The sequence below is a fragment of the Streptomyces sp. NPDC002896 genome, assembly GCF_040295225.1.
Taxonomy (GTDB): domain Bacteria; phylum Actinomycetota; class Actinomycetes; order Streptomycetales; family Streptomycetaceae; genus Streptomyces.
Map to the genome: position 1 here is coordinate 1 of NZ_JBEOVA010000051.1, position 13,723 is coordinate 13,723.

Sequence of the window (13,723 nt, forward strand, 5' to 3'; positions counted from 1 at the left end):
CGCCCTGGGTGGCCTCCCCCGCTAACCCCCCCCCGCCCCCCCCCTGGGGGGCGCACGGCGTCGACGCCGTACTCATCGCCTCGCCGGGGCCCGCCCACGAAGCGGCCCTGCTCAAGGCCCTCGAGTACGACCTTCCCGTACTGTGCGAGAAGCCGCTCACACCCGACGCGGCCTCCGCGCTGCGGGTCATGGACGCGGAGGTGGGGCTGGGCCACCGCCGTATCCAGGTCGGCTTCATGCGGCGGTACGACACCGAGTACGTCAAGCTCAAATCGCTGCTGGGCAACGGTTATCTGGGCCGGCCGCTGATGCTGCACAACCGGCACCGCAACGCCGCGGCGCCGGCCGGGTTCACCAGTGCGAATCTCATCAACGACTCGGTGGTGCACGAGGTGGACGTGACCCGGTGGCTGCTCGGCCAGGAGATCACCGCCGTCACCGTGCTGCGCCCGACCCCCTCGGAGAACGCCCCGGAGGGACTGGACGACCCGCAGTTCGTCGTCTTCGAGACCGACGGCGGCGCCCTCGTCGACGTCGAGATCTTCGTCAACTGCGGATTCGGCTACCAGGTACAGGCCGAGGCGGTCTGCGAGCGCGGCACGGCCAGGATCGGCGATGGCCATGCCATGGTCACGAACATGGCGGGCCGCTGGGGCGGCACCATCGCCCAGGACTTCACGGAACGCTTCGAGGACGCATACGACCGCGAGGTGCAGGCCTGGCTGGACGCCACCCGCCGCGGCGAGGTGACCGGCCCCAGTACGTGGGACGGGTACGCGGCGGCTGCAGTGTGCGAGGCCGGGGTACGCGCCCAGACCGAGGGCGTACGGGTGGAGGTTCAACTCGAGGAGCGCCCGGCGCTCTACGGCTGACGTCTGCGCCACCCCGCCGGGGTTCGGGTCAGGTTCCAGGGCACCGCCGTCGTGGGTTGTGCCCACCCTCCCCCATTGCCTCAAGGGCATGGGAGGTGCCCCCATCGCCCTGCGGAACGTCTGCCCACAACGGTGGCGACCCGCCGACCGGCCGCGCCGACGACCCGTCAAAGCCGCGACAGCTAGCAGGCTTCGGCAAGGAGCCCTGACACCCGAACAGCCGGGGCGATACGGAAGCCGTTCCGCCATTTGCTCACGGAGTGCCGTCAACGGGTGACCCTGTGTGGCGAACGGGGTTGAACGAACCTAGCTTCGCCTCATGACGACTCGAAAGATCAAGTACCTCGGATGCGTCGCAGCAGTCGCGGTGTCGGGGCTCAGTGCAGCCCCACCGACCGCCGCAGCGGCGCGCCACGTGGTGCTCCCGGGACAATCGATCCAGAAGGCGGTCGATGCCGCCCGGCCGGGGGACACCATTGTCATCGCACCCGGCACCTACCGTGAAAGCGTCCTGATCACCAAGTCCGGGCTGACGCTCCGTGGGGCGGGGAGCCGGACCGTGATCGTGCCCCCGACCAGCGGAGCGGGCAACCGCTGTGCAACGGCCGGCAACGGCATGTGTGTGCTGGGCACGGATGCCCAGCCCGTCCAGGGCACCGCCATCCGCTCCCTCAGGCTGTCCGGCTTCAAGAAGAACGCCCTGTGGGCCTCGCGGACCGACCGGCTGACCGTCCAGGGCGTGATCGCCGAGAAGAACGGCCAGTGGGGCATCGCCGAGGAGAGGTCGACGCGGAGTCTGTTCTGGGGCAACACCGCCCGGGACAACGCCGAGTCGGGCCTGTTCCTCTCCAACACGGTCGACACCGAGGCGGGTGCCACGGACACCCAGGGGACCGTGGTCAGGTACAACCTGCTGCAGCGCAACCGCATCGGAGTCACGGTCAGGCGCCTGAGGAACCTCACCGTGGCGAACAACAGCGTCACCGGCAACTGCAACGGGGTGTTCGTCGTCGGCGACGAAGGGCGTCCGCAGGCCGGGGACATGGACATCCGGCGCAACACGATCTACTCGAACAACAAGTACTGCGCGAAGACGGCTCGCCTGCCGTACATCCAGGGATCGGGGATCGTACTCACCGGTGTCGAGGACACGCTCGTGGAGGGCAACGTCATCCGCGGCAACGAGGGCAAGTCCACGTTCTCCGGCGGAGTCGTGCTCTACAAGAGCTTCGTGGGCGCGGTCAACCAGCGCAATGTCATCCGCGACAACCTGGTGCTCGACAACACGACGGCCGACCTTGCGAACCGGGACACCGGACCCGGCAACCGCTTCAGCGACAACATGTGCAAGGTCTCCGAACCCGCGGGCATGTGCTGACCGGCCGGCCGGTGCTCCCGCTACACCAAGCGAATCGAGGCGCTAAATGACCACGGTAACTCTCCGCCCCCAGCCCGCCACGGCCCCCCAGCCGGCCATGCAGTTGAGGGAACTCGTCTTCGGGGCGGCGTGCGCGGCGGCCGTACGCGCGACCGCCAAGCTGGGCGTCGCCGACGCGCTGGGGGAAGAGCCCGCCGGCGCCGAGGAACTCGCGGCCGCGCTCGGCGTCGAAGCGCGGCCGCTCAGGCGGCTGCTGCGGGCGGTGTCCTGCTACGGCATCTTCGCCGAGACCGAGGACGGCAGGTTCGTCCACACCCCCATGTCGCGGCTGCTGCGCGACGACGACCCGAACAGCCTGCGCTTCATCTCCCTGTGGTGCACGGAACCCTGGACCTGGGCCGCCTGGCCGCGGCTCGACGAGGCGGTGAAGTCGGGCGGCAGCGTCTTCCACGACCTGTTCGGCAAGGGGTTCTTCGACTACCTGCACGAGGACGCGCACGAATCGGCCCATGTGTTCAACCGGGCCATGACCACATCCAGCATGCAGTCCGCGCGGGACCTCGTGGAACTGCTCGACATGACAGGGGTGTCGACGGTCGCCGACATCGGCGGCGGCCAGGGCCACGTCGTCGCCGGACTCCTTGAGAAGTACCCGCACATGCGGGGCACCCTGCTCGATCTGCCGCGCGTGGTGGAGAAGGCGGATCAGCGGCTGCGCGAGGGCGGTGCGCTCGCGGACCGGGCGGACATCGTCGGCGGCGACTGCCGGGAGGACATCCCGGTCGAGGCCGATCTCTACATCATCAAGAACATCCTCGAGTGGGACGACGACAGCACCCGCAGGACCCTGCGGAACGTCATGGCGGCGGCCCGGCCCGGAGCCAGGGTGGTGATCATCGAGAACATCGTCGACGACACCCCGTCGATGAAGTTCACCACGTCCATGGACCTGCTGCTGCTCCTCAACGTCGGCGGAGCCAAGCACACCAAGGAAAGCCTGGTCACCCGCATGAAGGAGGCCGGTCTGACGGTGGGTGAGATCCAGCCCGTCAACCCGTATCTGCACGCCTTCGAATGCACCGTGCCCAGCTGACCGGCGCCGCACCGGAAAACGCCGTCGCCGGCTCCGCGGAGTTCCTGCGGAGCCGGCGACGGCGTTTCTTCTCCCCAGCTCGGCCGGTCAGGCCGAGCCGTCCCGTTCCCAGAGGTAGAACTGCTGGGCCATGGCGTCCTTGGGGCTGCGCCACGTCTCCGGGTCGTACGCGCTCACATAGGCGGAGAGCCTGTCGCTGATGTCCCGGAAGGCGGGGTGGCCCGCCACCTTGGCGATCGCCGGGCCGGGCGGCCGGTCCGCCTCCACCATGTGCATATACACGTCACCGAACTGCCAGAGGGTGCGACGCGTGACCCCGACGAGGTGCGGCAGCTCGCCGCTGTCGGAGTCCGCGAACACCTTGGCGATGTCCGTGGCCGAGCCCGGTGCCATCCGGGCCACGATCAGGGCTTGGTGGGTCAAGGGGGTTCCTTTCGTCGGCGCCAAGCCGCGCGGACCGCCCGGAAGGCGGTCCGCAGGGCGACTGGCGACTAGGCGGTCAGTCGGTGGTGACGGAGGCGGTCGGACGCGCCTGGGTCGCGCGCTGCTCGACCTTGTCCCGGATGAGCTGCATCTGGACGACCGAGTTGCGGTTGATGTTGTCGGTCATCCAGGCGTCGTCCACCGGGGCCTCGGGCTTCATCGCGAAGTCCTGAGTCCAGTGCATCCGAACTCCGTCGGGGGTCTCCGAGTACACCCACTCGATGTTCATGTACTCGAAGGGGCCAGTCTCGACCCGGCGGGCCCGGACTTTGAGCGCGCTGCGGTCAGCGACCCGTTCGGAGACCCAGCTCCAGACCTTGCCGTTCTCGTCGGGGTGCATGGTCAGCCGGAAGGTCGTCTTGTCGCCTTCCCGCTCCAGGACATCGACGGACGCGTACTCGCTGAAGAGCTGCGGCCAGTTCCCGATGTCGTTGGTCATGTCCCAGACGAGGTCCAGGGGCGCGGCGATGATGATCTCGTTCTCGGTGTGCCCTGACACGTCAGGCTCCTGCCATCAGGCTGCTGTTGACGAGGTTGAGGAACTCCCTCGGGGTCTTGCACCGCTCCGCGTCGGTGGGCAGCGCGCGGCCGTGGCTGTTCTCCAGCTCGCCTACGATGCCGAGCAGACCGAGCGAGTCAAGGCCGATCTCGGAGAAGCCGGTGTCGAGCCGGCGCTCCATGTCCTTGGCGTCGACGGTGACGCCGGCGGCCTTCTTCATCAGAGCCGTGAGCTCCTGGACGGTCAGTTCGCTGTTCATGAGGATTTCTCCTTCTCACGAGAGGGCGTCGGTCCCGTGCCGGAGCACGAGCGCCGCGTTCGAGCCCATGAGGCCCCGGCTGAGGACCAGTGCCGTGCGCAGCTCGGCGGGCCGGGCACGGGAGGTCACCAGATCGAGGTCATGGCAGATCTCGAACACGTTCGGGGTGGGCGGGACGAGGCCGTGCTCCATGGCGAGAACGGCGGTCGCCGTGTCCAGCACGGGCGCACCGCAGTAAGCACGGCCGATTCCGGTCTTGGGCGCCGTCACCGGCACGCGAGTGGCGCCCGCGCCCAGTGCGTCGGCGATCGCCAGTGCCTCCGCGCGATCCGCCTCCGGTACGCCGAGCGCGTCCGCGAACACCACATCGATCTCCTCGGGGGCGCACTGTGCCTCCTGGAGCGCACCGCGGATCGCCTGGGCCAGTCCCTCGCGGGTCTGCTCCCAGCGCGATGCCCCGGTGAAGGTCGCGGCGTGACCGGCGATGACCGCGCGCGCCCGGACGTCCCTGTCCCGGGCTGCCGTCGCTTCCTCCACCACGAGCATGGCGCCGCCCTCGGCGGGCACGAACCCGCTGGCGCCGGTGGTGAAGGGACGGTATGCGCGCGCGGGGTCGTCGCTCGGGCTCAGCTCTTCGTAGCCGAGTTGGCAGACGACCGAATAGGGGGCCAGCGGAGCCTCCGCGGCGCCGACGACGACTGCGTCGGTGCCGCGCCGGATGGCTCCGGTGGCGTGTGCCAGCGCGTCGAGACCGCCGGCCTCGTCGCTGGCGACTACTCCACACGGGCCCTTGAAGCCGCCCCGGATGGAGATCTGTCCGGTGCTGGCGGCGTAGAACCACGCGATGGACTGGTACGGCCCCACAAAGCGGGAGCCCTGTCCCCACAGCTTCTGTAGTTCGCGCTGGCCGAACTCACCGCCACCGGAACCGGCCGCGGTGACCACCCCCACCGCGAACGGGTCGTCGACGGTGTCGGCACGGCCGAGCCTGGCGTCCTCCCGGGCCATGTCCGCCGCGGCCATCGCGAAGTGGCTGAAGCGGTCGGTCTGTACGAGGTAGGTCTCCTCGATCAGATCCGCCGGCTCGAATCCGCGGACCTCCCCGGCGATCCGGAGCGGCAGGTGCTCGCACCCCTCGCGGGTCACCCTGTCCAGGACACTCGTGCCGGCCTGAGTGGCCTTCCAGAAGGCCTCGGTGGTCGTTCCATTGGGTGCGACGACGCCGATGCCTGTGATGACCGACTGCCGTCCGGGCTTGGAGCTCATCGTGTCCCCCCTTCGGGTCGGGTCAGCACCACTGCGGACTGGAAGCCGCCGAACCCGCTGCCGACGGACAGCACGTTGCGGAGCTTCAGCGAGCGTGCGGTGCGCGGCACGTAGTCGAGGTCGCACTCGGGGTCGGGGGTCTCGTAGTTCGCCGTCGGCGGCACCACCTGGTTGACGAGGGCGAGCACGCACGCCACGACCTCGATGGCCCCGATGGCGCCCAGCGAGTGGCCCACCATGGACTTGATCGAGCTCATCGGCACCTCGTAGGCGTGCGCGCCCAGGGAGCGCTTCACGGCGGCGGTCTCGTGCCGGTCGTTCTGCTGGGTGCCCGAGCCGTGCGCGTTGACGTAGTCGATCCCTGAGCCGTCGATGCGGGCGTGGGCGAGCGCGTCGTCGATGGCGTGGGCCATCTCCAGGCCCTCCCGGGTGAGACCGGTCATGTGGTAGGCGTTGCCGTAGGTGGCGTAGCCGCCGATCTCGCAGTACACGTGCGCGCCGCGGGCGCGGGCGTGTTCCAGCTCCTCCAGCACCAGCACGGCTCCGCCCTCGCCCATGACGAACCCGTCGCGGTTGGCGTCGAACGGCCGGGACGCGTGCTCCGGGTCGTCGTTGTTCGGGGACGTCGCCTTGATCGCGTCGAAGCACGCCATCGTGATGGGCGAGATCGGGGAGTCGGAGGCGCCGGCGATGGCGACGTCCATCCGGCCGTCCTCGATGGCGTGAAAGGCGTAGCCGATCGCGTCGAGTCCGGAGGTGCAGCCCGTGGAGACCGTCTGCACGGGGCCGTGGGCGCCGAACGTTTCGGCCACCTCGGAGGCGAGCGCGCTGGGCGAGAACGCCCGGTGCAGATGAGGGCCGGCCGCGTGGTGGTCCACATCCCACCGCCGGCCCCTCTCGCTCACCGCGACATAGTCGTGTTCGAGGCGCGTGGTGCCACCGACCGCGGTGCCCAGGGACACGCCCATGCGCCAGGGGTTCTCCTGCTCGGGGGCGAGACCCGCGTCCCGGACCGCCTCGCGGGCGGCGACCATGGCGAACTGGACGTAGCGGTCGGCACGCTGCGCCGTCTCCGCGTCGATTCCGTGTGCCGCCGGGTCGAAGTCGCACTCGGCCGCGATGCGCGAGCGGAGCCCCTCCGGGTTGAAGAGCGTGATGCCCCGCGTCGCGGTACGTCCGTTGGCGAGGAGATCCCAGAACGCCGGTACGCCGACGCCGCCCGGGGCAACGATGCCGACACCGGTGACCGCCACGCGCCTGGTCATGACAGGGCCTCGGTGCGCTGAGGCGTCTTGGCCTGTCCGGCTCCTTCCGTGGCGTCGGTCTCCTCGGTGTCGACATGCCCGAGCGCGGGGCGCGGTGCCAGCGGTCCCAGGTGGAACACGAGGCGGGCCTCCTCGTCCCCCACGTTGCGGAACCGGTGCCGCATATAAGGGGGAATGAGCAGGGCCTGATCGGGCCGGATCGGGTGCGTCTCACCATCGAGGTCCACTTCGAGCGCACCGCTCACGACGTACACGAATTCCTCCGAGTACGGGTGGTAGTGCTCACCGATGCGGTCGCCGGGCTGGACGATGGCCAGGCCCATGAAACCGCTCTTGGCGCCCACCGCCATGGGCGTGAGCATGGCGCGCAGATCACCTCCGCGCTTGGTATTGGGCTGAGTCTCGCTGAGGTCCACGATGCGTGGGCGGTGCATGGTCATATTTGCTTCCTCCAGATGACGGGTACCGACGGCGTCCGCGCGTCCGGCCGTGACACGGCCGGACGGGTCCGGGTCAGGAGTCCGATGCGCGGCGGTCGGTGATCAGTTGCATGTCGGAGCGTTCGAGGAAGCGCAGGACGTCCTGTTCGTCCGCCGACGCGCCGTCCACGCCGAGGGCATCGCCGTCGAGCAGACGCCCCAGGACGGCTGCCTTGCGTTCGCCCTTCAGACCGAGCGCCGCGGCGGGGTCGGCCTCGATGGAGCCCCGCACATCGACCAGCCGGACGACGATGTCGTCGCGCTGGAAGACGGTGCTGCTGTGGATGGGACTGGTGGGGTCGTCCGCGGCCGCCTCGTCCTGGCGGGCGAGCAACTGGGCAAGGGGCAGACCGCACCCCTCCTTGGCGGGATACAGCAGCGCGTGCCGCTGAATGTCCTCGGGCTCCGGACCGCTGATCGACACATGGTGTACCGACGGCAGCGCGGCACGTGTGAAGAAGAGCCGCGCGGATCCGGGGTTGCTGAGGTCCCGGTCCTGCTCGAGGTAGGGGTTGATGGCCTCCTCGATCGCCGTGACCTCGGGCTGCTTCGCCACGTAGCGCAGGGCGGTCATGAGGTCGCCCTCCACCTCGATGGCCCGGACCAGCCGGTTCCCGTGCATGTAGACCGAGGTGCGGCGCAGCTTGGTGGTGTCGTCGACCCGCGGGTTCGGCGCGGTGTATCCGGACATGATCTCGCGGACTACCGGCTCGCTGCCCGGCTTCACGGTGAAGGTGAGGGCGTGGCGCACCACACCGTCGCCCAGCCGTGGCGAGACCTGCAGATGGCCCTTGGCCGACTCGGGCAGGGGCCCGGCGACGTTGCCGGTCTCCCGCAGAATGCTGAAGCGCATCGAGCGCGTGTCACGGACGCAGCTGTGCATGGGCTGGACCGTCTCCACGTGCTCTTCGCTGTTCACCCAGGCCAGGAAGGGCAGGGCGCTCTCCCACTCGCTGGTGATGAGCCATTGCGAGGGGTTCTCGATGGACTGGCACAACTGGTCGCTGATGTGCCCGGGCACCGAGGCCACATGGTTGCGCAGTCGCTCGTATGCCTCCAGGAACTCCTTCTGGGCCCCTTCGTAGAGGTCCAGCAGCAGGACGACCCGAACTCTGGAGCCGTCGAACGCGGACTGCGACACGCGTTCCGAGATTGTCATCGTCATCCAGCACACATCTCCTTCGAGACAGCAAGGACGCCACATCTCCTGATGCGACGTCAGGCCGCTTGGAATCCGGGTAGGTGTCCCGCGGATTCCCAGGGTCGTCCCCCGAGAGCGAGGGCGACGATCAGCACGGAACCGATCATTGGTCGGTCCCGGGAGGCGCGCGAGTTGCGTGAACCACGTGGGTGACGGCCCCGGTGAAGCGGGTGACACACCGGGCTGAACCACCCGGGGGACCCGGGCGGCGAAGCGGCTGAACCAGCCGGGTGAATGGCGCTGACGAACCAGTCGCCCCAAGCCCCGTCAGGGCATGGAACCTTCATCCCCGAACGTGGGGGGACCCCAGCTGGAGGCACTGATGAACGAAGAAGTCGACCACCGCGTACCGGTCCTCATCGTGGGCGGCTCCCTGGTGGGGTTGTCCGCCTCGCTGTTCCTGGGCCGACTGGGCATCGAGCACATGGTGGTCGAGAAGCACTCGGCCACTTCGATGCATCCGCGTGGGCGCGGCAACAACGTACGCACGATGGAGCTGTTCCGGGTGGCCGGTGCGGAGGAGCGGATCCGGGAGGCCGCGTCGATCCTCGCGGAGAACCACGGCATCCTGCAGACGCCGTCGCTCGCCGAGGAAGGCGAGTGGCTGTTCAAGGAGATGGACCCGGGTGGCGGGCTCGCCCGGTTCAGCCCGAGCGGCTGGTGTCTGTGCAGTCAGAACGACCTGGAGCCGGTGCTGCTGCGTTGCGCCCGTGAGCTCGGGGGCGACATCCGCTTCTCCACCGAGATGCTCTCCTTCGAGGAGGACGCCGACGGGGTCACCGTGGTCGTGAAGAACCGGGACACCGGCGAGCACACCACCGTGTACGCGGAGTACCTCGTCGCCGCCGACGGGCCACGCAGCCCGGTGCGGGAACGGCTGGGCATCGGCCAGTCGGGGCCCGGCGAGCTGTTCCACAACGTCAGCATCACCTTCAACTCCAAGCAGCTCGCGGACCTGGTGGGCGACCGGCGGTTCATCGCCTGCTACCTCACGACGCCCGAGGCGGACGGAGCGCTGCTGCCGGTGGACAACGTGGAGAAGTGGGTGTTCCACGCGCCCTGGCAGCCCGGGCGGGGCGAGACCCTGGAGGACTTCACCGACGACCGGTGCATCGACCAGATCCGCAAGGCCGTCGGCGCGCCGGACATCGACGTCGAGATCACCGGCAAGGCACCGTGGCACGCCGCGGAGCGCGTCGCCGAGTCCTATGCGGCGGGCCGGGCCTTCCTGGCCGGGGACTCCGCCCACGAGATGTCGCCCACCGGGGCCTTCGGGTCCAACACGGGAATCCAGGACGCCCACAACCTCGCCTGGAAACTCGCCGCGGTACTGAACGGCTGGGCCGGACCCGGACTGCTGCAGACATACGAGACGGAGCGCCTTCCGGTCGCCCAGGTGACCAGTGCCCGCGCCTCGGCCCGTTCCGTGGAGCACAGCCACCCCGGCTACGCCCCCGCGCCCGGTGCGGGCGGCGGACAGCAGGGCGGTGTGCTCAAAGTGGCCCTGGGCTACCGCTACCCCCGCGGCGCCGTCATCGGCGCCGACCCCGCGCAGCCCGTGGTGCCGGACAGCATGCTGCTGAACGGCGAGCCGGGCAGCCGGGCCCCGCACATGTGGCTGCTGAAGTCCGGCGTCCGCACGTCGACGCTCGACCTCTACGAGCGTTCCTGCGTGTTGGTCTGCGGCGCGGGGAGCATGTGGCACACGGCGGCGAAGCGGGTCGCCGAGCGGTTGTCCGTACCCCTCGAGTCGTACCGGATCGGCAGCGGACCGGATGCGGATCTCGCCCCCGAGAAGGGTGCTGACTGGGCCGCTCTGCACGGCACGACGGACGATGGCGCGGTGCTGGTGCGCCCCGACGGCTATGTGGCCTGGCGTGCGGAGGGCGCGGTCGCCGACCCGGAGTCGACGCTGTACGAGATCATGGCGTCCTTGCTGGACCTGGCCTGAGCTCGGACTTCCGCAGCAGGGGCCACGCCGCCTCCCGGTGATGTCGGCACGGGAGGCGGCGGGCGGCTTCGGCGCCTTCTGTCCCGAGGCCGTGCTTGCCGGCCTCGGGACAGAAGCGTGTCTAGACGGTGCAGTCGGTCCCGTTCAGCGTGAACGCGGTGGGTGCGGTGTTGGCGCCCGTCAGCGATCCGTTGAATCCGAACGTCACGGTGGAGCCCGCCGGGATGGACGCGTTGTACGACGCGTTCGTGGCGGTGACCGCGGTGCCGGACTGGCTCACGGTGGCGTTCCAGGCCTGGGTGACGCTCTGTCCTGACGGCCAGCCCCACGCCAGCTGCCAGCCGTTCACGGCGGTCGTTCCGGTGTTCTTGATGGTCACCTGGGCGGTGAAGCCGGTGTTCCACTGGTTCTGCACGGTGTAGGTGACCGCGCAGCTGCCGGTCGGAGCCGGGGTTGTGTCACCGGTCCAGCCGAGGGCCTCCGCGATGCCGTAGTAGGCGGGCTTGGGCTGGTAGCTCTCGTCGTACGGGGTGGCGGCGCCGTATCCGTCGAAGAAGTCCGGGATCCAGGAGTCTGAGTCCGTGAAGCCCCAGACGGTGATGCCCTTGCAGCGCGAGACGGCCACGCAGGCGCTGGTTACGGCCTTGTAGTCGGCCTTCTGCTGGGCGAGCTGGGCCTCGGTGGCCGGGACCGTCATCCGGATGTCGAGCTCGGTGATCGCGACGTCGACACCGAGGTCGGCGAAGCGCTGGATGTTGGCCTGCAAGGTCGAGGGGACCTGGCCGAGGATGAGGTGGGCCTGCAGACCGACGCCGTCGATCGGGACGCCCTGTTCCTTGAGCGACTTGACGAGGTTGTACATCGCGGTGCTCTTCGCGTTGACGCCCTCGACGTTGTAGTCGTTGATGTACAACTTGGCGTCGGGGTCGGCGGCGCGGGCGGCCTTCAGCGCGTCGGCGATGTAGGAGTCGCCGATCGCGGTCTGGAAGACCGACTGGCGGCGGGTGCCGTCCTCGTTGAACGGCTCGTTGACCACGTCCCAGTGGTCGATGCGGCCCTTGTAGCGGCCGGCCTCGGTGGCGATGTGGTCGGTCATGACCGTGCGCAGGCTGTCCGCCGTCCAGGTGCCGTTGCTGACCCAGCTGGGCAGCTGGCTGTGCCAGACCAGCGTGTGTCCGCGGACCTTCTGGTTGTTGGCCTCGGCGAAGTCCACCACGCTGTCGGCGCCGGACCAGTTGTAGCTGCCGCGGGTCGGCTCGACCGAGCCCCACTTCATCTCGTTGCCGGGGGTGATCGAGTCGAACTGCTCGCCCGCAACCGTCCCGTAGGTGCCGTTGAGCTTGGACGCGGTGACGGCGGTTCCGTAGTAGATGCCCTTGGCGGCGGCGAGGTCCCGCAGTACGGGGGCCTCCGCCGCATGACCGGAGGGAGCGCCTCCGATCAGTAACAGGGCGACGGCCGAGACCCCGACCGCGGCTCTGCGCAAGCTCTGCAGCTTCATGGATGTCCCTCTCACTTATGTCTTCACGTGGCTTCCGGTTTCCGGAAGGATTCTGCAAAGTTTCGAGAGTGCGTCCGGAACGGTAGAGGCGTATGAGTCAACCGTCAACGGAGGAGGGGGAATTGGCTGCAAGGGATGCCGTTGGCAGAGTGACGCGGGGGGCCGGGCGCAGGGTCACGATCGCCGAGATCGCCCAGAAGGCCGGGGTCTCGGTGCCGACCGTGTCCCGGGTCGTCAACGGGCGGTCCGACGTCTCGCCGCAGACGCGGGCACGGGTCGAAGACCTGCTGCGCCTGCACCGCTACCGCAGGCGCGTGCCGGGGTCCGGCGACCGCGCGGCGCTGCTCGACCTGGTCTTCGGCGATCTCGGCAGCCCCTGGGCGGTCGAGATCATCCGGGGCGTGGAGGAGGTGGCGCACGCTGCGGGGATGGGCACAGTGGTCTCCGCCATCCACGGGCGCTCGGATGCGCGCCGGTGGATGACGAACCTGCGGGCACGGGCGTCCGATGGGGTCATGACGTCCGTGCTGGAGCCGGTCCTCCACGAGGAGTTGCGCACGCTCGGCGTACCCGTGGTCGTGATCGACCCCGCGGGCTCGCCCGCCCTTGAAACGCCCAGCGTGGGTGCCACGAACTGGGCGGGCGGCATGGCCGCCACGGACCATCTGCTCCGGCTCGGGCACCGCCGTATCGGCATGATCGCGGGTCCGCTCCGGCACCCCTGCTCGCGGGCCCGGCTCGGCGGCTACCGCGCGGCGCTGGAGGGCGCGGGCATCCCCGTGGACGCGAGTCTGATCGCTCGGGGCGACTTCCGCCACGCGTCCGGATTCACCGGCTGCAACACGCTGCTCGACCTGCGCGAGCCGCCGACCGCGCTGTTCGCGGCCAGCGACCCGATGGCGCTGGGCGCCATCGAGGCGCTGCGCAGACGCGGTCTCAGGGTTCCCGAGGACATCAGCGTGGTGGGTTTCGACGATCTTCCGGAAGTCCGCTGGTGCGCGCCGCCGCTCACCACGGTCCGTCAGCCCCTCGCGGACATGGGCAAGATGGCCGTGCGCACCCTGCAACGCCTCGCACGCGCGGAGGAGCTGGACTCCACCCGTGTGGAGCTCGCCACGGAACTGGTCGTACGGGCGAGCACGGCGGCACCCGCAAGAAGGGCCTGACGCCGCCGGGCGCACGGCCGAGCGGCGTTCCTGGAGGCGCGCGTGCCACCTACGAGCGGGCCCCGTCGCCGGCACCGCATGCGACGGGGTTCCCCGGCAGCCGCCGGCTCGGGCCGCGCGGATTCAGCCGACAGGCCCGACGCCCGGACCGCGCGCGCCGGGGTTGCCCTGGCACCGACGGCCGGACCCTGCGGATTCACCCGACGAGCGAGCCGCACCGTCTGCACCGCGCGCGACGCGGTCGCCCGGGTGCCGACGGCCGGGCCCTGCGGATGCACCCCAACGGGACCGGCCGCCGGCGCCGTGCGGG

At 69.7% G+C, this 13,723-nt stretch carries 13 protein-coding genes; 5 read left to right on the forward strand and 8 right to left on the reverse strand.

The window, feature by feature from the left end:
* From ABT009_RS43490 to ABT009_RS43500, 3 genes are all read left to right on the forward strand, one after another.
* Window positions 1–872, forward strand: an 872-nt coding sequence (locus ABT009_RS43490) for a Gfo/Idh/MocA family protein (RefSeq protein WP_351307667.1), incomplete at its 5' end; no start/stop codon positions are given.
* A gap of 319 nt (window positions 873–1,191) precedes the next feature.
* Window positions 1,192–2,250 (forward strand): right-handed parallel beta-helix repeat-containing protein, encoded by a 1,059-nt coding sequence (locus ABT009_RS43495; RefSeq protein ID WP_351307670.1) that lies wholly within the window; start codon window positions 1,192–1,194, stop codon window positions 2,248–2,250.
* Between the two features lie 46 nt (window positions 2,251–2,296).
* Complete coding sequence (locus ABT009_RS43500; RefSeq protein ID WP_351307673.1) at window positions 2,297–3,343, forward strand: methyltransferase; 1,047 nt, start codon at window positions 2,297–2,299, stop codon at window positions 3,341–3,343.
* 87 nt (window positions 3,344–3,430) lie between these two features.
* On the opposite strand, the gene ABT009_RS43505 is transcribed toward ABT009_RS43500, so the two are convergent.
* The 7 genes from ABT009_RS43505 to ABT009_RS43535 form a co-directional block, all read right to left on the reverse strand.
* Complete coding sequence (locus tag ABT009_RS43505) at window positions 3,431–3,766, reverse strand: TcmI family type II polyketide cyclase (protein ID WP_351307676.1); 336 nt, start codon at window positions 3,764–3,766, stop codon at window positions 3,431–3,433.
* A gap of 76 nt (window positions 3,767–3,842) precedes the next feature.
* Complete coding sequence (locus tag ABT009_RS43510; protein WP_351307679.1) at window positions 3,843–4,325, reverse strand: SRPBCC family protein; 483 nt, start codon at window positions 4,323–4,325, stop codon at window positions 3,843–3,845.
* Between the two features lies 1 nt (window position 4,326).
* Complete coding sequence (locus ABT009_RS43515; protein WP_067284952.1) at window positions 4,327–4,584, reverse strand: acyl carrier protein; 258 nt, start codon at window positions 4,582–4,584, stop codon at window positions 4,327–4,329.
* Between the two features lie 15 nt (window positions 4,585–4,599).
* Window positions 4,600–5,850 carry a ketosynthase chain-length factor gene (locus tag ABT009_RS43520; RefSeq protein WP_351307682.1) on the reverse strand — a complete coding sequence of 417 codons (1,251 nt, stop codon included), beginning with the start codon at window positions 5,848–5,850 and terminating at the stop codon, window positions 4,600–4,602.
* Window positions 5,847–7,115, reverse strand: coding sequence for a beta-ketoacyl-[acyl-carrier-protein] synthase family protein (locus ABT009_RS43525; RefSeq protein ID WP_351307685.1), 1,269 nt, complete (start codon window positions 7,113–7,115; stop codon window positions 5,847–5,849). The genes ABT009_RS43520 and ABT009_RS43525 overlap by 4 nt, the downstream gene beginning before the upstream one ends.
* Window positions 7,112–7,555: a cupin domain-containing protein gene (locus ABT009_RS43530; RefSeq protein WP_351307688.1), complete on the reverse strand. Its 444-nt coding sequence runs from the start codon at window positions 7,553–7,555 to the stop codon at window positions 7,112–7,114. The genes ABT009_RS43525 and ABT009_RS43530 overlap by 4 nt, the downstream gene beginning before the upstream one ends.
* Before the next feature lie 73 nt (window positions 7,556–7,628).
* Window positions 7,629–8,759, reverse strand: coding sequence for a SchA/CurD-like domain-containing protein (locus tag ABT009_RS43535; protein WP_351307691.1), 1,131 nt, complete (start codon window positions 8,757–8,759; stop codon window positions 7,629–7,631).
* Between the two features lie 358 nt (window positions 8,760–9,117).
* Between ABT009_RS43535 and ABT009_RS43540 the strand changes: the two genes are divergently transcribed.
* Complete coding sequence (locus tag ABT009_RS43540) at window positions 9,118–10,746, forward strand: FAD-dependent oxidoreductase (RefSeq protein ID WP_351307694.1); 1,629 nt, start codon at window positions 9,118–9,120, stop codon at window positions 10,744–10,746.
* Between the two features lie 121 nt (window positions 10,747–10,867).
* Here the strand turns inward: ABT009_RS43540 and ABT009_RS43545 are convergent, their stop codons facing one another.
* The gene (locus ABT009_RS43545) at window positions 10,868–12,247 is read right to left on the reverse strand and encodes a glycoside hydrolase family 10 protein (protein WP_351307697.1); all 1,380 of its coding nucleotides are present in this window, start codon (window positions 12,245–12,247) and stop codon (window positions 10,868–10,870) included.
* A gap of 92 nt (window positions 12,248–12,339) precedes the next feature.
* Here ABT009_RS43545 and ABT009_RS43550 point away from each other — a divergent pair, with 92 nt between their 5' ends.
* Window positions 12,340–13,413: a LacI family DNA-binding transcriptional regulator gene (locus tag ABT009_RS43550; RefSeq protein ID WP_502990077.1), complete on the forward strand. Its 1,074-nt coding sequence runs from the start codon at window positions 12,340–12,342 to the stop codon at window positions 13,411–13,413.
* Window positions 13,414–13,723: the final 310 nt, after the last annotated feature.